Here is an 18,864-nt window from a genome sequence, read left to right on the forward strand (position 1 = left end):
AGCTCCACCGTCACACCCAAGGCCCTGAACATCGCCACCGGACCGGCCACCGTCAAAGTCACCCTCCGGCTGACCGACCGGACCGGCGCCCGCGAACCCGTGGTGACCATGGGCAACGACGCCACCGGGCAGCGCCAAGGCTTCGGCGCCATGACACTGGTCTCCGGCACCACCAAAGACGGCGTCTGGGAACGCACCATGACCATCCCCAAAGGCTCAGCCACCGGAACCTGGAAAGTCACGCTCTTCCCCCTCGATGACACCCTCGGCAGCTCATCAACAGGCTTCCAAACCCTCGCCACCATTAACGTGAGTGCAACTCTCCCCACCCTTGCGGCAACACCCACCCCCACGGTGTCGGGAACAGCCAAGGTCGGCAGCAGCCTCACCGCCGTCCCGGGAACCTGGTCACCGGCGCCGGTGGCACTCACCTACCACTGGTATCGATCAGGTGTCGCCATCACCGGAGCCACCTCACCGACCTACAAGCTCACGGCCAGCGATGTCGGAAAGTCAATAACAGTCCGAGTAACTGGCCGGAAGGCCGGATACTCAACCGCGTCCAAGACCTCCGCACCGACAGCCGCCATCGCCGCGGGTACATTGAAATCGCCCATCCCTACGGTTTCGGGAACAGCCAAGGTCAGCAGCAGCCTCACCGCCGTCCCGGGAACCTGGTCACCGGCGCCGGTGGCACTTACCTACCACTGGTATCGATCAGGTGTCGCCATCACCGGAGCCACCTCACCGACCTACAAGCTCACGGCCAGTCAGGTGTCGCCATCACCGGAGCCACCTCACCGACCTACAAGCTCACGGCCAGCGATGTCGGAAAGTCAATAACAGTCCGAGTAACTGGCCGGAAGGCCGGATACTCAACTGCGTCCAAGACGTCCGCACCGACAGCCGCCATCATTCGCTAACGAATCGGCCGCCGCCGGCAGTTGGCACCCCGGGCGGAACCCTGCGGCCATTATTGTCAGGGGTCCCTGAAACACTGGGTTCATGGACGGCATTCAGGGGTCCGAAGTGGTTCCGGCGGGAGACGGCGACGGCGGCTTCGCCCGCGCCCGATCCTTCGCCGCAGCGGTGGCCCCCGTGGACACGGCCGTCGCGGACGTGGCGGGCCTGGCGGGCCTGCTGGCCGCCATCCGCCCGGGCACAGACAGTTCCGGGATCATCGACGAGATCCGGGACCTGGAAGACCTGAAGTCCGCCATGGCAGCCCGGCAGGCCCGGCTCGCCGTGGCCTTCGACCTGCTCCAGCGCCAAGAGCAGGCCGCCGCCGGAGTCCCGGCCGAGAAGCTCGGCGCCGGGATCGGCGCGCAACTCGCCCTCGCCCGGCGCGAATCCCCGGCCAGGGGCGGCCGGCTCCTGGGCCTGGCCAAAGCCCTCGTGACCGAAATGCCGCACACCCTCGCCGCGCTGCAGGCCGGGCAGCTCAACGAATGGCGCGCCACCCTGCTCGTGCGCGAAACCGCCTGCCTGACCCCCGCCGACCGGGCCGCCGTCGACGCCGAACTCGCGCCCGACGCCGGGACGTTCGCCGGGGCCGGGGACCGGTCCCTGATCGCGGCGGCCCGGGCCGCCGCCTACCGGCGTGATCCCCGCTCTGTGACCGAACGCGCCGCGCACGCCGCATCCGCCCGGCACGTCAGCCTCCGCCCGGCCCCCGACACCATGTGCCACCTCACCGCCCTGCTGCCCGTGACCGCCGGCGTCGCCGTCTACAAGGCACTGAGCGGGCACGCCGACACCCTCCACGCCGCCGGAGACAGCCGCACCCGCGGGCAGCTGATGGCCGATGCCCTGGTCGAACGCACCACCGGCACCCCCGACGGGATCAACGGCGTCGAAATCCAGCTCATCATGACCGACCGCACCCTGTTCCAGGCCGACGCCGAACCCGCCCGGCTCCCCGGCTACGGCACCGTCCCCGCCGGCTGGGCCCGCACCCTCATCAACCCGGCCCCGGGCAGGGCACACAGCGGCGAGGGCGGCACTCCCCCGGGACACAGTGGCCCGCCTGGGCCCTGCGCCGCGGCCCCGAACACGGACACGGACACGGACACGGACAGAAACGGTGACGGCCAGTCCGGCGGTCCCCCGTCCGGCAGCCCCATCAGAACCGGGGACGGCGCCGCCGGAGACGTCGACGATCCCGCGTTCACCCTCTGGCTTCGCCGGCTCTATACCCACCCCGGCACCGGAGAGCTCGTCGCCATGGACTCCCGCGCCCGGATCTTCCCGCCCGGCCTGCGCCGCTTCATCCAGGCCAGGGACGACACCTGCCGCACCCCCTACTGCGACGCCCCGATCCGTCACCTGGACCACATCATTCCCTGGCACACCGGCGGCCCGACCACCACAGACAACGGCGCCGGCCTCTGCGAAGCCTGCAACCACACCAAAGAAGCCCCCGGCTGGAAAGCACGCCCCAGCCCCGAAGCCGAACCCGGCAACGGCAGGAACAGCAGGCACACCATCGAACTCACCGCCCCCACCGGCAACACCTACCACTCCACCGCGCCACCCCTGCCGGGGACACCGCTTCGCCCAACAGCCACAGACCAGCCAGGGCCCCGCCAGCTTCACCTGATCCGGGTTCGGGCGAAGGCCCTCAAGAGTCGCAGACGCGGTGCCCTCGCGGCGGCCTGAGCGCGGTGAGTGCCGAACGAAACACGAGCACCACCCAAACATGAGCACCGCACAAACACTAGTGCCGCCGTCGAGTCTTAAAACTCGACGGCGGCACGTCATTACCGGGCGCATCGTTGGGCCCTTACTCGCCACCCCGGAGCCCCGCCCGAGCCTCGGACAGGACCCGGGCCTCTGCGTGGAGCCGCAGCCCAGAAGCCTCAGCCCCCGACCCTCAGGTCTGGAACATTAAGACAACCGGGCAGGCAGCGTCTTGGGCTTGAAGGAAGGCCGGGTGGCCTCATACGCGGTGATGTCGGATTCGTGCTTCAGGGTGAGTCCGATGTCGTCCAGGCCCTCCAGGAGGCGCCAGCGTGTGTAGTCGTCAATCTCGAACGGCGCCACAATGTTGCCGCACTGCACGGTCTTGGACACGAGGTCCACCGTGACCTCGGTGCCCGGGGCGTTTTCGAGTTCTTTCCAAATGAGCTCGATGTCGTCCTGGGCGACTTCCGCGGCCAGCAGACCCTGCTTGCCGGAGTTGCCCCGGAAGATGTCGGCAAAGCGGGAGGACAGGACCGTCTTGAAGCCGAAGTCCTTCAGCGCCCAGACGGCGTGCTCGCGGGAGGAACCCGTACCGAAATCGGGACCGGCCACCAGAACGGACCCTGCGTTGAACGGCGCCTGGTTCAGGATGAAGGACGGGTCCTTGCGCCACGCGGCGAAGAGGGCGTCCTCGAAGCCGGTACGCGTGATGCGCTTGAGGTACACGGCGGGGATGATCTGGTCCGTGTCGACGTTGCTCTGGCGCAGCGGGACACCGATTCCGGTGTGAGTGGTGAACTTTTCCATGGCGGATCCTTCGGGACTGTATGGATCGAGGCTGTGTGTGGATCGAGGCTGTGTGGATCGAGGCTTCGGATCTGGGCGGGGAAGGCGGTGACTACGCGGCGTCGACTCGGACCGCCGCGGACTCCGGGGCAGGGTCCAGGTCCGACGGCGAACTCAGGGTGCCGCGGACAGCCGTCGCCGCAGCGACAACCGGCGAGACGAGGTGGGTGCGGCCACCCTTGCCCTGGCGCCCCTCGAAGTTGCGGTTGGACGTGGAGGCGCAGCGCTCCCCCACCTCCAGCTGGTCCGGGTTCATGCCCAGGCACATGGAGCAACCGGCAAAGCGCCACTCGGCCCCGAAGTCCTTGAAGACCTTGTCCAGGCCCTCGGCTTCAGCCTCGAGCCGGACGCGGGCGGAACCGGGCACCACCAGCATCCGCACGGCAGGGTCCTTGGTCCGGCCCCGAATGATGTCGGCGGCGGCCCGGAGGTCCTCCATCCGGGAATTCGTGCAGGAGCCCAGGAACACCGTGTCCACCCGGATGTCCTTCATCGGGGTGCCCGCCTCGAGGCCCATGTACTGCAGGGCGCGTTCGGCGGCGGCCTTGGCGTTCTCATCACCGAAGTCATCCGGCGAGGGCACCTTTGCGGACAGGGACACGCCCTGGCCCGGGTTGGTTCCCCACGTCACGAACGGTTCGAGGGTGTCGGCGTCGAGGTCCACCTCGACGTCGAACGCTGCGTCGTCGTCGGTGTGCAGCGTGTTCCAGTATTCGACGGCGGCATCCCAGTCGGCGCCCTCGGGCGCATGCGGGCGGCCGTGCATGTAGTCGTACGTGGTCTGGTCCGGAGCCACCAGCCCGGCGCGGGCGCCGGCCTCGATGGACATGTTGCAGATGGTCATCCGGGCTTCCATGGACAGCGCACGGATGGCGGAGCCGCGGTATTCCAGCACGTAGCCCTGCCCGCCGCCGGTGCCGATCTTGGCGATGACGGCCAGGATGATGTCCTTGGCGCTCACGCCGGGGCGCAGCGTGCCCTCAACGTTGATGGCCATGGTCTTGAACGGCTTCAGGGACAGCGTCTGGGTGGCCATGACGTGCTCCACCTCGGAGGTGCCGATGCCCATGGCGAGCGCCCCGAAGGCGCCGTGGGTTGAGGTGTGCGAGTCGCCGCAGACCACGGTCATGCCGGGCTGCGTGAGGCCAAGCTGGGGGCCCACCACGTGCACGATTCCCTGCTCGGCGTCGCCGAGGGAGTGCAGGCGGACGCCGAACTCCTGGCAGTTGTTGCGCAGGGTCTGGATCTGGGTCCGGCTGGTGAGGTCGGCAATTGGCTTGTCGATATCCAGCGTGGGAGTGTTGTGGTCCTCGGTGGCGATGGTGAGGTCCGGCCGGCGCAGCTTGCGGCCGGCGAGCCGCAGACCTTCAAAGGCCTGCGGCGACGTCACCTCGTGCACGAGGTGGAGGTCAATGAAGAGGAGATCCGGCTGGGCGTTGGCTCCTTCGCCGTCCCCCTTGCGCACAACGTGCGCGTCCCAGACTTTCTCGGCCAGTGTCTTTGCCACGGCCTGCTCCCTTCACTGCGGTAAGTATTGTGCGTTCCGACGGACTATCTCTTCCACTGAACCAGCACAGCCAAGTAATACGCCAGCGCGTTGACTTGCATCTCAGATAATGAGACGTCAATATCATTACATGGACAATTCTAGTGGAGTCGGTGTCATCGATAAAGCGGCCCATGTGCTTGACGCACTTGAGGCCGGCCCCACCACCCTGGCGCAGCTGGTGGCGGCCACGGGACTGGCCCGGCCCACCGTGCACCGGCTGGCTCTCGCGCTGGTGCACCACAGGCTTGTGAGCCGTGATATCCAGGGCCGCTTCGTGCTCGGGAGCCGTCTGGTGGAACTGGCCTCCGCCGCCGGCGAGGACCGCCTCATCGCCTCCGCCGGCCCCGTGCTCATGCAGCTGCGAGACGCCACCGGCGAAAGCGCCCAGATCTTCCGCCGCCAGGGTGACTGGCGCGTCTGCGTGGCCTCCGCCGAACGCCCGATCGGGCTGCGCGACACCATCCCCGTCGGCACCCAGCTGTCCATGAAGGCCGGCTCCGCCGCCCAGGTGCTGCTGGCGTGGGAGGACCACGACCGCCTCCTGGAAGGCCTCCAGTCCGCCCGCTTCACCCCCACCGTCCTGGCGGGAGTACGACGCCGGGGCTGGGGCCAGAGCCTCGGCGAACGCGAGCCCGGCGTCGCCTCCGTTTCGGCCCCCGTCCGCGGGCCGTCCGGCCGCGTGATTGCCGCGGTGTCCATCTCCGGCCCGATCGAGCGCCTGACCCGCCAGCCGGGGCGGCTGCACGCCGAAGTGGTCTGCAACGCCGGCCGTGTCCTGACTGAAGCGCTGCGCAAGACCAACGACTAAGTATGCTGTGCCCATGAACAGCTATGCGGTGTTCCTGCGGGGCATCAACGTGGGCGGCATCAATATCAAGATGGCCGATCTCAAGAACGCCCTGAAGTCCCGGCCATTTTCGGGCGTCGCGACCCTGCTGGCCAGCGGGAATGTCGTGCTGGCCAGCGAACTGGATCCCGCCGGCGTGAAGCAGGAATTTGAGGCGTGCCTGCGGGAATCCTTCGGCTACGACGCCTGGGTGGTGGTGTTGACCGCGGACCGCGTGGCAGCGCTGGTCGACGCGTGCCCCTACCCGGCCGACGACGCCTCCACCCATACGTACCTGACGCTCGCCTCTGACGAGGCGGTGCTCTCGGAGCTCTTCGAGTCAGGCAGTGCCCTGGCGGGGGCCGAGCTTACCCGGCTGGGCCCCGAGGCCATGGCCTGGCTCGCCCCCGCCGGCGGTACCCTGGACAGCCCTTTCAGCAAGCTCTCCTCGAAGGCCAAGTACAAGGCAGCCACCACCACCCGCAACCTCCGCACCATGATCAAGGTCCGCGACGCCGCGGCCGGGATTTAGGCGGGCTCCCGCCGGCCGGCCCCGCACGAATGGCTCACTGCCGACCCGCGGCGGCCTTCAGCGCAGCGGTGAATGTCGCCAGGCGGCCGACCTCACGTTCCACGGGCGCCACGACAAGTTCCTCCGCGACGGCGGCGACGGCGGCTGTCAGGCGCTTCCGTGCCACGGCACTCCGTGACGCCGCCGCGGCTCCGGAAATGAACCGCGCCCCAATCGCCAGGACGATGCCCAGCAGCACTCCCCCGGCGATCATCACGGTAGGAACCGGCCAGCCCTGGACCCGCGGGACCTCCGGCACTGGCAGTTGCAGGTAGCCGAGCGCAGCCAGGAATCCCAGCCACGCGAACCCGGCCAGGGCGGTCACCAGGGCGAGCCACTGAACCGCATTGAACACACCCCACCACCAGGGCTTCCTGCCGGCGGACAGATCTGTGGAGGCAATCGCCTGGTCCAGGGCGTCCGGCAGCCGGCCACTTCCTTCCCGCGCGGCGCCGCGGATGGCCGCCCGCCACGGCCCGGGGGCACCGGCGGACGCCGCCTCAGCGAACTCCCTGACGGCGGCATCGGCCCGCGCCTGCCCCGGCGCCCCCGCAGGAGGCAGCGAGGTCCGGTTCAGCTCAGGCTTGGCGCCCTCGCGGCGCAAGTTCAGACGCCGCAGCGGATCCGGCCGGAACCTGGCCAGCCAGCGGGTCACCGGCCAGCCCGTGCGCCGGGTTGCTTCCAGCCGGTAGGACCGGGCGACGGCGTCGACCACCAGCGGCACATTGGCGGCCACAGCCAACTCCCCCGCCAGCCGGGCCTTGGACGCGGCCGTCGCACCGGCGGCCGTCGTGCCGGCCGCCGTCCCCCGCCCAGCGGGCTTCATGCCACCCGTGGAAACGCCGGACTCCTCGGCCAGCCGGGCGGCGGCGTGCGTGACATCTGCCGCAAGTCGCTGTGACATCGCCTTCCGCTGCATCGCCACCTCACGGATCGCGGCCCGCACCTGGTCCACCCCCGTTCCCAGCACCGCGGAAGCCCCGAGGACCTGCACTTTGCCCAGCCCGTCCCGCGCCAGGATAGCTGTGAGGGATTCCAGGACCGGCCGGACCTCGTGGTCCGGGAGCCTGTCGATCTGGTTGAGCACAACGATCGTCACGGCCCCGTGCGAGGACAGCGGAGCCAGGAAGTCGTTGTGCACGGCGGCGTCGGCGTATTTTTGCGGATCGAGGACCCAGACGAGGACGTCCACGAGCCCCACCATCCGCTGCACAATCTCCCGGTTGGCGGCCCTGGTCGAGTCAAAGTCCGGCAGGTCCAGGAGGATCAGCCCGGTGTCGTCGTCGGCGAACCCCTTGATGGGCGCCGCAGCGTGGCGCTTGTGGACCTCCAGCCAATCCAGCAGCGGATCGCTGCCCTGGACGCCCCAAATGCCAGCCAGCGGCTCGGTGGTGGTCGGCCGGCGCACGGCCGCCGTCGCGACCTCCTCGCCGCTTACGGCATTGAAGAGCGATGACTTGCCGCTGCCGGTGGCACCAAAAAACCCAACCACCGTGTGGTCGCCGGACAGCGACCGCCGCGAACTCGCGCGGTCGAGCACCTGCAGGACACCGGCCAGGGTCTGCTCCGGGAGGACTCCGGACGCAAGTTCCCTGGCGCTGTCGAGCGCTTCCAGCCTGCGATCGAGCTGGGACGCCTCGCGGGCGGCACCATGACGGCTCATGACGTGGCCGCCAGCCGGCGCAGCGCTGCCGCATGTCCGGCAATCGCTGACGGCGGCACGCCGCCGTCGACCTCCAGCAAGGTCAAGAACCGCTGGCACTCCGCCGCCAGCAGGCCCTGGCACCGCAGATGCAGGTTCTCGCGTGCGGTCCGGGCGAGCCGGCGGACGGCGTCCTCCCCAAATACCGCCTCCAGGAGGCGCTGACCCACGACGGCGGTGCCGCCGGCGACTCCGATCTCAAGCCCAGTCAGGCCCGCGGTCATGGAGAACACCACGATCATCAGTGCAGCGCCGAGGCCGTTGATGCCGAAGGACAACCAGCGGGCCTGGGTGCGCTTGCCCTGGCCTTCGGTGCGGATGAGTTCCATCAGGCTCCCCTGCCAAGCCCGGATCTCGGCCGCCACTTCGTCCGCGAATCTTTCGGACGCACCGGAAAGATCGTCGGTGCCCAGCAACTGCCTGCCGGCAGGGTCTGAACGCCACCGCTGGTCGGTGTGTTCCGCGGCCTTGGCGGCTTGATCGACAATGACGGCCTGCAGTCCCGTTTCGATCGCGGTTTCCACCCTGACCGCGGGCGCCGGTTCACCCCGGACGAACGCGCCCACGCGGTCACGGAAGCGTCCGATGTTCTGTTCCATGGCGCGGAAGAACTCCCCGGTCCCGACGAAGTCCTGCCAGCGCGCCAGCACTTCGCCGCGCAGCAGTGCGCCGTCGCGGGTGGCCTCAAGGATCCTGGCCACGGCGTCGTCATAGGCGTTGCGGGCGTCGGCTGCGAGAACATCGGCTGCGTGCTGCTGTTCGGACAGCGCCTGCTCCGCCGCGTCGACGCGGTGGGCGAGGGCGAGGAGGGTGCCGTTGAGGGTGCGCCGGGCAATTCCTGCCCGTCCCGCGGCGTCCCCCGCCAGCTTCTCGAGCCAAACGCGCAGCGGGTCGACCGCCCCTGCCGGAAGCATCCCTGCGGCATCCAGCGACAGCTCCGGCACCACGAACAGTTGGGCAGCACCCAGCCCTTCCCGGCTGAGCATGGCCTGCAGATCCGCGCTAATTTCCGCTTCCGCCGCTGGCGGCACCCGGTCCAGGACCACGGCCACCATGATGTCGCGGGAGGCCGCATCCAGGAGCAGGCGCCATGGCACGGCGTCGGCATAGCGGTTGGCCGTGGTGACAAACACCCAGAGGTCGGCGGCGGCAAGCAACTGTCCGGCCAGCTGGCGGTTGTTCTCGGAAATGGAGTCGACGTCGGGCGCGTCCACCAGGGCGATTCCCGGCGGGACCGCGGAGTCGGAGACCAGGACCAGGGAGCTCACCGGGCCGGAATCCAACGCCGGATCAGCCGGGGCCGGCGCCCGGCCATCCACGAGGGCACCCCGGATGCGGGCCAGGGCCGGCAGCACCCGCTGGCCCTCAAACCAGGCGGCGTCGGCGGGATGGTGCAGCAGGATGGGCTGGCGGGTTGTGGGGCGGATCGCTCCCGCCCGAGTGACGGGGTGGCCCACCAACGCGTTGACCAGGGTGGATTTCCCGGCACCGGTGGAACCGCCCACCACGGCCAGCAGGGGCGCATCGAGGCTGCGGTACCGGGGCAGGATGTAGTCATCAAGTTGAGCCACGGCACTCCGGAGCTCCAGGCGCGTGTGGTCCGTCCCGGGCAGCGCGAGCGGCAGCCGGATGGCCGCCAGGTCCTGCCGCACTGACTCAAGGAGGGCCACGCCGGTTGCGGCCTCGGGGCCGGTTTCATGGGAGCTCACAGCATCATCATGCCAGTGCAGGACGTGGTTACTGCGGGGGCACTCCTGCGCGGAACCAGGGCGCCATGCATCGGGAGCCGGCGCCCCCGGCCAGCCGCCGCCTATCGATGGGGCCCGGCAGCGCAGCAATTCCGGGAAACGAAAAACGGCCCCGGGCTGATGCCCGGGACCGTTTCCATTGTGACCCCAGCGGGATTCGAACCCGCGTTACCGCCGTGAGAGGGCAGCGTACTAGGCCGCTATACGATGGGGCCGCGTACTTCCTGAACAGCATTTCTGCCATTCAAGCCAAATGATTGTTTCATACATTTGGCCGCCGTTTCAAATCGGACCAACCGATTCAAAACTTCCGAATTTCAGCGGAAATCCGCGGAACTTCAGAGCTGGGATACCAGGACTCGAACCTAGAATGACGGTACCAGAAACCGTAGTGTTGCCAATTACACCATATCCCAAAGGTACTTTCGCTCCGGATGTTTGGGCCTAAACCCTCGCTCCCGGCGCCTCAGCACGAGTAATTACTTTACCCGAGAGTTTTCACTTCCACAAATCGGGCGTGAGGCGGCGGGATCGGGCCGCGGGGGCGGGCCGCGTCCGGCGTCGATGGCGGCAATACCCGCGCCAGCCCTTGCCAATCCGGCGGAAACAAGTTTACGCTCGGTAAGTTACCAACGAGTAACCACCCCTCCCCCACTCCGCTGCGGGCAGCTTTGCGCTCATTTTCCAGTGTTAGCTGCGTCACAGCTGCCGGGGTGGCCGGCAGCAGAGCCGCTGCCGGCGGGAACGTCGAGAGGAATCATGTGCCACAGAGTCGTGCCGCTATCAGCAAGACCCGGACCCGTGCGCAGCAAATCGCCATCGCCGTCCTGGCGTTGCTGCTCATTGCCCTGCTGGGGTTCTATACCCTCGTCACGGGCCGCATCACGGACGGTTCGGCCAAGCTCAAGGACGGGGCCGCCCAGGCGTCCGCCGGAGCCGGTCAGCTGGACGACGGCGCAGGGAAACTCGCCAACGGCGCCAGCCTGGCCGATACCGGGGCCGGAAAGCTTTCCGCGGGGGCGGAAAAGATCTCCTCGGGCATCAGCACCAAGCTGGCACCCGGGGCGGACAAGCTCCAGGCCGGTGCCGGCAAGTTGGCAGAAGGTGCCGTCAAAATCGAAGCCGATGTCACCAGCAAGCTGGCGCCCGGGGTTTACAAAGTCGACGACGGTGCGCAGAAGCTCGCGGCGGGGGCCGTGCAGCTCTCGGCCGCACTGACGCCGACGCCGGCAGCCAACGCCGAGAACAACCTCGCCGACGGGGCCACCCGGCTCGACGCCGGCGCCGCCCAGCTGGCCGGGGGCTCGGCCGCGCTGGCAGGCGGCACGGACCAGCTCAAGGGCTACCGCGGTGCCAACGGCAATCCGGCAGCCGGAACCGGGACCGCGGCCCTGGCTCAGGCGCTGGAACTGCTGGAGGCAGCGGCGAATGACCCGGTCCAGGGGCTCGTTCCGCTGTCGGTGGTGAAGGACAAGATCGCCAAGATCACCGCGGGCGCGCACAAGCTCGACGCCGGCGCCAGCCAGCTGCAGGCCGGCGCTCAGCGGCTGCAGGAAGGCGCGGTCCAGCTGAACGCAGGAACGGGCAAACTCAAGGCCGGATTCGCGACACTGGCCGGAAAGCTCAACAGCCAGGACCCCGGCAGCCCGGGCGTGGTACTGGGCACCCGGCTTTTGGCCGACGGCACGTCCAAGATCCGGGTCGGGATGGACGGCGTTCCCGGCGATCCCGAGCACCCGGGCCTGCTCAAGGCGGCCGCCCGGATGACCGAGGGCAGCTCGCGCCTTGCCGACGGAACCGTGGCCCTGAACGCCGGCATCAAGGGCAACCCGGCCGATCCCGCCAATCCCGGCCTGCTGGGCGGCTCCCAGGCTTTGGCCTCCGGCGCCTCAGAACTCTCGGCTGGCAGCACCAAGCTGGCGTCCGGCTCCTCGCAGCTGGCCGCGGGAGCGGACAAGCTCGCGGACGGCAACGCCCGGATTGCCGATGGTACCGGCACGCTGCATGCCGGAGCAGCCGCAGTCTCGCCCACCAGCCTGCTCCGGCAGTCCGACGCCGCCACGGCACTGGGACTCGTCGCAGTGCTGGCCCTTGGCTCTGTTGGCGCCTTCCTGGCGCTGCGGAGGAGGCAGGCCGATCCCCGGCGGGCATCCTAGGCTGCGCCGGCCACCTTGGCCGCACCGGCCGACATCCTCGACGCGGAGGTGTAGCCGGTTTGGGAAGCCGTGACTTTCACCGTGAGGGTTCGCCCCCGATCAGCGGAGCCGGGTCTGTACGTAGTGCGCGTGGCTCCGCTGATCGCAACATGCGAGCGGTACCACTGGTAGGACAGTTTGACCTGCCCCGGGCCCCAGGTGCCGGGCGCCGCGGTGAGCGTGGATCCGACCTTCGCGGTCCCGCGGATCGATGGCACCGAGGAGGAGAGGGTCCCGCGGGCCACTTTGGCTGTACCGGCGGAGATCCTCGAAACGGAGGCGCGCCCGGCCTTGGAGCCGGTGACCTTCACCGTCAGGGTTCGCCCCAGATCGGCAGTGCCGGGCGTGTACGTGTTGCGGGTGGCTCCGCTGATGGCAACGTGCGAGCGGTACCACTGGAAGGACAGGGTGACCTGCCCGGGTCCCCAGAGTCCGGGCACGGCCCTGAGCGCGGCCCCGACCTTCGCGGTTCCCAGGATCGTCGGCACCGGTGCGCTTAGCGGGATCGAGGCAACACGGGAGGCTTGCCAATAGGCCGACAGGTAGGTGTGCCCCAGGTACTGGATTCCGGTCCTGGAGAAGTGGGTAATATCGCCAACGTTGACACCACCAGCCATGGACGCCGCGAGTCCCGAATAAGGCACGCGCGCCGGAGTATCCTGTTGGCTCTTGTCAACGTTGATCCGGCCCGGTATGCCAGCAATTCCCTCTGGAGCCATCCGGCCCAGCACAAAGGGTAGATTCGGCGCCGCGAGCTTCGTCCGGAAGAACGCGATCAATTGGTCGAGCTTGGCGCTGTATCCCGCCGTCGACGTCGAAGAGTTGTTTTCTCCCTGGTGCCAGAGAATGCCCTTGAGCTCCACAACGTAGCCGGCCGCCTTCGCCGCAGCAATACCCTCAAGAGCCTGTGCAACCGCGAGGCCCGGGAGGTCGGAAGCCGGAAGAATCGCAGCACCGACGGACCACGTGAGCAGACCCGGGGCATTGGTGAATCCGGTGCGGCCGTGCGCTGCGGGGATGATGAGAACGCCCACATTGTCCGGCTGGGTTTTCAGGTACTCGCGGGCCATCGTTGTTGCCGGCGAGATCCCAGTTGCGGTGTCGTGCATGTCCAGGGGAACCGTCGCCGGCCGGAAAGTGCGGACTTTGGCGCCGTACTGGAAGATCCTTGGATCCTGTGCGTCGTCGGCTCCGCCAATGGGCAGTCCGCGGCCCGACATGTTCGACTGCCCTGCCGCCAGGAATACGTGCAGGACTTTGACGGTGGTCCCCGCTTGCGCGGGCACCACACCTGCCAGCATCAGTCCGACAACCGCCAGGCCAATCACTAGCCCCCGATAGCATTTGGCCATGGCTCTGTCCACGGATCCCCCATCCGTTGTCGGGCGGCGAAGCCGCCCGTTCCACTGAAAACTTGTACTCGCAATGAATACTACAGTGAATTGAGTAAATCCTGCGTCAATACTTGGGAGAAAGTGCGGCGAGGCGCGCTGTCATGCTTTAGTCGCAGAAAAACACCTACGCCAGCAGGTCCAGCAGGGAGCCCACCTCGCGGCCCAAAAAGCCCGGGGCCGGTTCCCCGCCGCGGTTCAGCCAGACGCCGAGGAGGCCGGCCGCCGTCGACCCTTCCGCGTCGAGCAGCCGGTTGTCCCCGATGTACAGCGTTTGGCCGGGGCCGGTACCGATCCGCCGGACACCCTCGAGGTAGATGGCCGGGTCCGGCTTTGCCGCGCCGACGGTGTCGGTGCCGACCAGAACGGTAATCCGTGCCAGCCCGGCCGCGTCCAGCTTCACGCGCTGGTAGTCGTGGACATTGTTGCTCACGGCCCCGTAGGGAATGCCGGCGGCGTCCAGGGCGTCCAGCAGGGGTCCGACGTCGTCGAACGCCCGGATGTAGCCGTGTTGGCGGCTTGCGTAGGAACTCACCCAATGATGGGCCTGTTCGCCGTCGGCAAGTTCGACGCCGAAGTACCCCAGTGCCGCCCGGCCGCGGAGCAGGCGTTGTTCATTGAACGTGATCTCGCCGGCCAGGTAGCGGTCGTAGAAGTGGGTGGTCTCCCGGGTGAAGATCCGCCCGAACCTCTCCCACCCGGCCTCGTCCAGGCCGGGCAGGAGGTGCTCGCTGACGTCGCGGAGGGCCGTCGTCATGGCGAATTCAAGATCCACCAGGGTGTCGTCAATGTCGAACAGGACCCCATGGACTGCGCCGCCGCCAAGGCCTGCCGCCAGCATGTCAGCCGCGGAAGGCGCGCAGGCGGGCCAGGGATGAATCCTTGCCCAGGATGACCATGGACTCGAACAGCGGCGGGGAGATCCGCCGGCCCGAGACGGCCGTGCGGACCGGGCCGAACGCCAGGCGCGGCTTGACGCCGAGGCCTTCCACGAGGGCTTCCTTCAGGGCGGCCTGGATGTTTTCGGCCGTCCAGTCGGCAACGGGCTCCAGGGCGGCCAGGGCGGCGTCGAGCACCTCGGTGAGGTTCTCAGGCAGACCCTTGCGGGCGTCGTCGGCGACGTCGATGGCGTCGTCGGCCTTGAACAGGAACGCGATCATTTCGGGGGCCTCGCCCAGCAGCGAGATGCGTTCCTGGATCAGCGGTGCGGCCTCGGACAGGATCTCCTCCTCGCGGTCCGTGAGGCTCTCCCCGACGAAGCCGGCGGCCTGCAGGTAGGGCACCAGGCGGCCGCGGAAGTCCTCGGCGCCGAGCATGCGGATGTGGGTGCCGTTGATGGCTTCGGCCTTCTTGATGTCGAAGCGGGCCGGGTTGGCCAGCACGTCATTGACGTCGAAGTGCTCGATCAGCTGGTCCACGGTGAAAATGTCCTCGTCGGCGGAGAGGCTCCAGCCGAGCAGGGACAGGTAGTTCAGCAGGCCTTCGGGGATGAAGCCGCGGTCCCGGAGCAGGAACAGGTTGGACTGGGGGTCGCGCTTGGAGAGCTTCTTGTTGCCCTCGCCCATGACGTACGGCAGGTGGCCGAAGACCGGCATGTAGCTGGCGACGCCGATGTCCATCAGCGCCCGGATCAGCACCACCTGGCGGGGCGTGGAGGAAAGCAGGTCCTCGCCGCGGAGCACGTGGGTGATGCCCATGAGGGCGTCGTCCACCGGGTTAACCAGGGTGTAGAGCGGGGAGCCGTCGGCGCGGACAATGACGTAGTCCGGGATGCTGCCGGCTTTGAAGGTGATCTCGCCGCGGACCATGTCCGTGAACGTGACGTCCTCGTCGGGCATCCGGACGCGCAGCACGGGCTGGCGGCCCTCGGCCTTGAACGCGGCGAGCTGGTCCTCGGAGAGTTCGCGGTCGAAGTTGTCGTAGCCGAGCTTGGGGTCGCGGCCGGCGGCGCGGTGGCGGGCCTCGACCTCCTCCGGCGAGGAGTAGCACTCGTAGGCGTAGCCGGCGTCGATCAGCTTGGCCACGACGTCCTTGTACAGGTCCAGGCGCTGCGACTGGCGGTAGGGCTCGTGCGGGCCGCCGACTTCCACTCCTTCTTCCCAGGTGATGCCGAGCCATTTGAGGGCCTCGAGCAGCTGCTGGTAGCTCTCCTCCGAGTCGCGGGCCGCGTCCGTGTCCTCGATCCGGAACACAAAGGTGCCCTTCGTGTGCCGGGCGTGGGCCCAGTTGAACAGGGCGGTGCGGATCAGGCCGACGTGCGGGGTGCCCGTGGGCGAGGGGCAGAACCGGACACGGACCGGGGTGTCAGCGGTGACTTCACCGGTGGAGGCGGCAAGCGGGGCGGAGCTGGGAGCAGTAGTCATAGTGGTACCAACATTACCAATCTCTACAACCGCCGCCCGCCCGGAATTCCGCGTGCGATTTCGGACAGCCGCCCCGTGGATCCACGGGGCGGCCGTCCGAAATCGGCGCGAAAACGCTTAGCGGCGGACCACCGGGTTGGAGAGCCGTCCGATGCCCTCGATCTCGACCTCATAGCGGTCGCCAGCCTGCACGGCGCCGACGCCTGCCGGGGTACCGGTCATGATGACGTCGCCGGGCAGCAGGGTGAAGGCCTGCGAGACGATGGAGACGAGCTCCCGGACGCCGCGGATCATCTGGTTCGTGCTGCCGTCCTGGCGCAGTTCGCCATTGAGCCGGCCCTGGATCTGCAGGTCCTCGGTGTCGAGCTCGGTCTCGATCCACGGCCCGAGCGGGGCCGAGGTGTCGAAGCCCTTGGCCCGGGCCCACTGCAGGTCCGTCTTCTGGACGTCGCGGGCGGTGAGGTCGTTGCCGCAGGTGTAGCCGAAGATCACGTCATCCACCCGGTCCTCGGGCACGTCCTTGCAGATCCGGCCAATGACGACGCACAGTTCGGCCTCGAAGGAGACGTCCTCGGAGAACTCCGGCAGGACAATGGGATCGTTGGGCCCGATCACGGACGTGTTGGGCTTGAGGAACAGCAGGGGCTGCGCCGGGACCTCGTTGCCGAGTTCCCGGGCGTGCTCGGCGAAGTTGCGGCCAACGCCGATCACCTTGCTGCGCGGGATGATCGGCGCCAGCAGGCGGACGTCCTCCAGCTTGTGCTTCATGGGGGTTCGTTCCACGCCGTGGAAGAAGGGGTCGCCCTTGATGACAGTGACTTCCTCACTGCCGGGCTCACCTTCCACGATGCCGTAGAGGGGATCAGAATCGACTACAAACCGGGCGATACGCATGGTTCCTAGCCTACCGTCCCGACAGTGCGCAGGTAGTCCAGCTGCGCCGCGACGGAGAGCTCCGCGGCGCGGCGGACGGAGGGGTCGACGTCGGCGTACACGACGTCCGTGACGGCCCGGACATCGGCGTCGGCGCCCAGTGCCGCGAGGGCTGCCCGGACCTGTTCGAGCCGGCCCTGCCGGTGGTCCCGGTAGGCGCGGGCGACGGCGTCCAGTGCCGGCAGCACCGGGCCGTGGGCCGGCAGCACCGTGGCCGGCCCGAGGCGCTCGAGCCGGTCCAGCGAGTCGAGGTAGTCCCGGAGGGTGCCGTCGGGGTAGTCCAGCACCGTGGTTCCGGAGCCCAGAATCGTGTCCCCGGTCAGCACGGAGCCGTGCGGGCCGTCCTGCGGCAGATGGAAGCACAGCGAATCCGTGGTGTGGCCCGGCGTCGCCAGAACCCGGATGTCGGCTCCGGCCGCCCGGATCACTTCACCGTCCTGCAGCGGGGGTGCGCCATGGCAGTGGGCGGGGTCCGCGGCCCGGACCGGTGCGCCCGTCAAGGCCGAAAACCTCTCGGCGGCCGCAGTATGGTCCGCGTGCCGGTGCGTGATCAGGATGAGTTCGACCGGTCCCTCGCCGGCCAGCGCCTGCAGGTGCGGCTCGTCGAGGGGCCCGGGGTCGACGGCGACCCTCGCCGCCGCCCCCGGGGCGGCAATGAGATAGGAGTTGGTTCCGTCCAGGCTCATGGGGCCCGGGTTCGGGGCGAGGCGGAACCGGGTCAGCTCACTGCTGCGGACAATGCCGCGGGATGTCTCGGAGGTCACGGACCCATCCTTGCATTGAATCGGGCGTCGTTGGCTCCAGCCCGGGACCACAGACGCCGACCACAGACACCGACGGCGGCCCTCACCGGAAGGTGGGGACCGCCGTCGTGCGCCATGACATGCTGTGGCTACGCGGGATTCTGTGGCTACGCCAGGCGGGTCAGCCAGCCGTGGGTGTCCTCCACGGTGCCGGTCTGGATCCCGAGCAGCTGGGCGCGGATGGCCAGGGTGGTCTCCCCCGCCTTGGCGTCCTCGGAGCCGATGAACTCGGTGGCGTCCTTGAGCACGCCGATGGGGGTGATGACCGCGGCGGTGCCGCAGGCGAAGACCTCGGCAATTTCTCCGGAGGCAACACCGTCGCGCCACTCATCCAGGGTGATCTTGCGTTCGGTGACCTCCCGGCCCATGTCCCGGGCCACCTGGATCACGGACATCCGGGTGATCCCCTCCAGGATGGTGCCGGAGAGCGCGGGGGTGACGAGCGAGCCGTCCTTCATGACGAAGAAGACGTTCATGCCGCCGAGTTCCTCGACGGCGTTGTCGTTGAACTGGTCCAGGAAGAGGACCTGCTTGCAGCCGTTGGCCTCGGCCTCCTGCTGGGCGATCAGCGAGGCGGCGTAGTTGCCGCCGCACTTGGCGGCGCCTGTTCCGCCGCGGCCGGCGCGGGCATATTCGCGCGAGATCCAGATGGAGACGGGCTTGAGTTCGCCGCCGAAGTAGTTGCCGGCCGGGGAGGCGATCACGCGGAAGGAAACTTCGCGCGCCGCCCGCACACCCAGGAACGCCTCGGTGGCGATCATGAAGGGCCGCAGGTACAGGGCTTCGCCGTCGCCTGCGGGGACCCAGTCCTTGTCGGCCGCGACGAGTTCGCGGATGGCGCCGAGGAAGTATTCTTCCGGGAGTTCGGGCAGGGCCAGGCGCCGGGCGGACTTGTTCAGCCGGGCGGCGTTGGCCTCGGGCCGGAACGTCCAGACCGAGCCGTCGGCGTGACGGTAGGCCTTGAGGCCCTCGAAGATCTCCTGGCCGTAGTGCAGCACGGCGGCGGACGGGTCAAGGGAAATCGGGCCGTAGGGCTCAACCCGCGCGTCGTGCCAGCCGCCGTTGCCGGCGGCGTCTACGCTGTAGTCCACAATCGCGGTGTGGTCGGTGAAATAGTCGCCGAACCCCGGGTTTGCCAGGATGGCGGCACGCTCTTCAGCAGACTTCGGGGTCTCCGACAGGTGCTGGGTGAATTCGACGCCATGGGCAGTCTGAGTCATGGTTCCTCCACGATCGGCTGCCTGGTGTGGGAACG

14 protein-coding genes, 2 tRNA genes and 1 pseudogene are annotated in these 18,864 nt (G+C 68.5%); 5 read left to right on the top strand and 12 right to left on the bottom strand.

Annotation, left to right across the window (positions count from 1 at the left end; genetic code table 11):
- Both C560_RS23645 and C560_RS22120 read left to right on the top strand, forming a co-directional pair.
- Positions 1-843, top strand: a pseudogene (locus C560_RS23645) (hypothetical protein); the annotation flags it as partial.
- A 162-nt stretch (positions 844-1,005) separates the two neighbouring features.
- The gene (locus tag C560_RS22120) at positions 1,006-2,658 is read left to right on the top strand and encodes an HNH endonuclease (protein ID WP_043423267.1); all 1,653 of its coding nucleotides are present in this window, start codon (positions 1,006-1,008) and stop codon (positions 2,656-2,658) included.
- 228 nt (positions 2,659-2,886) lie between these two features.
- Here the strand turns inward: C560_RS22120 and leuD are convergent, their stop codons facing one another.
- Entirely contained in the window at positions 2,887-3,489 is a 603-nt protein-coding gene (gene leuD / locus C560_RS0115755) for a 3-isopropylmalate dehydratase small subunit (RefSeq protein ID WP_026538920.1), read from the bottom strand.
- A 91-nt stretch (positions 3,490-3,580) separates the two neighbouring features.
- Entirely contained in the window at positions 3,581-5,035 is a 1,455-nt protein-coding gene (leuC, locus tag C560_RS0115760) for a 3-isopropylmalate dehydratase large subunit (RefSeq protein ID WP_026538921.1), read from the bottom strand.
- A 130-nt stretch (positions 5,036-5,165) separates the two neighbouring features.
- Here leuC and C560_RS0115765 point away from each other — a divergent pair, with 130 nt between their 5' ends.
- Together C560_RS0115765 and C560_RS0115770 are read left to right on the top strand one after the other, a co-directional pair.
- A complete protein-coding gene (locus tag C560_RS0115765; RefSeq protein WP_026266447.1) occupies positions 5,166-5,885 on the top strand; it encodes an IclR family transcriptional regulator in 720 nt (239 codons plus the stop codon).
- Positions 5,886-5,898: 13 nt separating this feature from the next.
- Positions 5,899-6,435 carry a DUF1697 domain-containing protein gene (locus C560_RS0115770; protein WP_026538922.1) on the top strand — a complete coding sequence of 179 codons (537 nt, stop codon included), beginning with the start codon at positions 5,899-5,901 and terminating at the stop codon, positions 6,433-6,435.
- A gap of 34 nt (positions 6,436-6,469) precedes the next feature.
- On the opposite strand, the gene C560_RS0115775 is transcribed toward C560_RS0115770, so the two are convergent.
- The 4 genes from C560_RS0115775 to C560_RS0115790 form a co-directional block, all read right to left on the bottom strand.
- Positions 6,470-8,137, bottom strand: a complete 1,668-nt coding sequence (locus tag C560_RS0115775; protein ID WP_026538923.1) for a GTPase — start codon at positions 8,135-8,137, stop codon at positions 6,470-6,472.
- A complete protein-coding gene (locus C560_RS0115780; RefSeq protein WP_026538924.1) occupies positions 8,134-9,885 on the bottom strand; it encodes a dynamin family protein in 1,752 nt (583 codons plus the stop codon). The genes C560_RS0115775 and C560_RS0115780 overlap by 4 nt, the downstream gene beginning before the upstream one ends.
- Positions 9,886-10,066: 181 nt before the next feature.
- Positions 10,067-10,139, bottom strand: a tRNA-Glu gene (locus C560_RS0115785).
- A 129-nt stretch (positions 10,140-10,268) separates the two neighbouring features.
- A tRNA-Gln gene (locus C560_RS0115790) sits at positions 10,269-10,340 on the bottom strand.
- 345 nt (positions 10,341-10,685) lie between these two features.
- Between C560_RS0115790 and C560_RS0115795 the strand changes: the two genes are divergently transcribed.
- The gene (locus tag C560_RS0115795) at positions 10,686-12,080 is read left to right on the top strand and encodes a hypothetical protein (RefSeq protein WP_026538925.1); all 1,395 of its coding nucleotides are present in this window, start codon (positions 10,686-10,688) and stop codon (positions 12,078-12,080) included.
- On the opposite strand, the gene C560_RS22730 is transcribed toward C560_RS0115795, so the two are convergent.
- From C560_RS22730 to C560_RS0115825, 6 genes are all read right to left on the bottom strand, one after another.
- Positions 12,077-13,471 (bottom strand): sialate O-acetylesterase, encoded by a 1,395-nt coding sequence (locus C560_RS22730; protein ID WP_081801741.1) that lies wholly within the window; start codon positions 13,469-13,471, stop codon positions 12,077-12,079. The two genes, C560_RS0115795 and C560_RS22730, sit on opposite strands and share 4 nt — an antisense overlap.
- Positions 13,472-13,637: 166 nt before the next feature.
- Positions 13,638-14,351 (bottom strand): HAD family hydrolase, encoded by a 714-nt coding sequence (locus tag C560_RS0115805; protein ID WP_018773520.1) that lies wholly within the window; start codon positions 14,349-14,351, stop codon positions 13,638-13,640.
- A 1-nt stretch (position 14,352) separates the two neighbouring features.
- Positions 14,353-15,873, bottom strand: a complete 1,521-nt coding sequence (gene gltX, locus C560_RS0115810) for a glutamate--tRNA ligase (protein ID WP_026538926.1) — start codon at positions 15,871-15,873, stop codon at positions 14,353-14,355.
- 117 nt (positions 15,874-15,990) lie between these two features.
- On the bottom strand, positions 15,991-16,767 hold the full coding sequence (locus tag C560_RS0115815) for a fumarylacetoacetate hydrolase family protein (protein WP_026538927.1): 777 nt from the start codon (positions 16,765-16,767) through the stop codon (positions 15,991-15,993).
- Positions 16,768-16,772: 5 nt separating this feature from the next.
- Positions 16,773-17,570 (bottom strand): MBL fold metallo-hydrolase, encoded by a 798-nt coding sequence (locus C560_RS0115820; protein ID WP_026538928.1) that lies wholly within the window; start codon positions 17,568-17,570, stop codon positions 16,773-16,775.
- Positions 17,571-17,716: 146 nt separating this feature from the next.
- Entirely contained in the window at positions 17,717-18,829 is a 1,113-nt protein-coding gene (locus C560_RS0115825) for a branched-chain amino acid aminotransferase (RefSeq protein WP_026538929.1), read from the bottom strand.
- Between the last annotated feature and the right edge of the window lie 35 nt (positions 18,830-18,864).

This window comes from Arthrobacter sp. 9MFCol3.1 (assembly GCF_000620385.1).
Classification (GTDB): domain Bacteria; phylum Actinomycetota; class Actinomycetes; order Actinomycetales; family Micrococcaceae; genus Arthrobacter.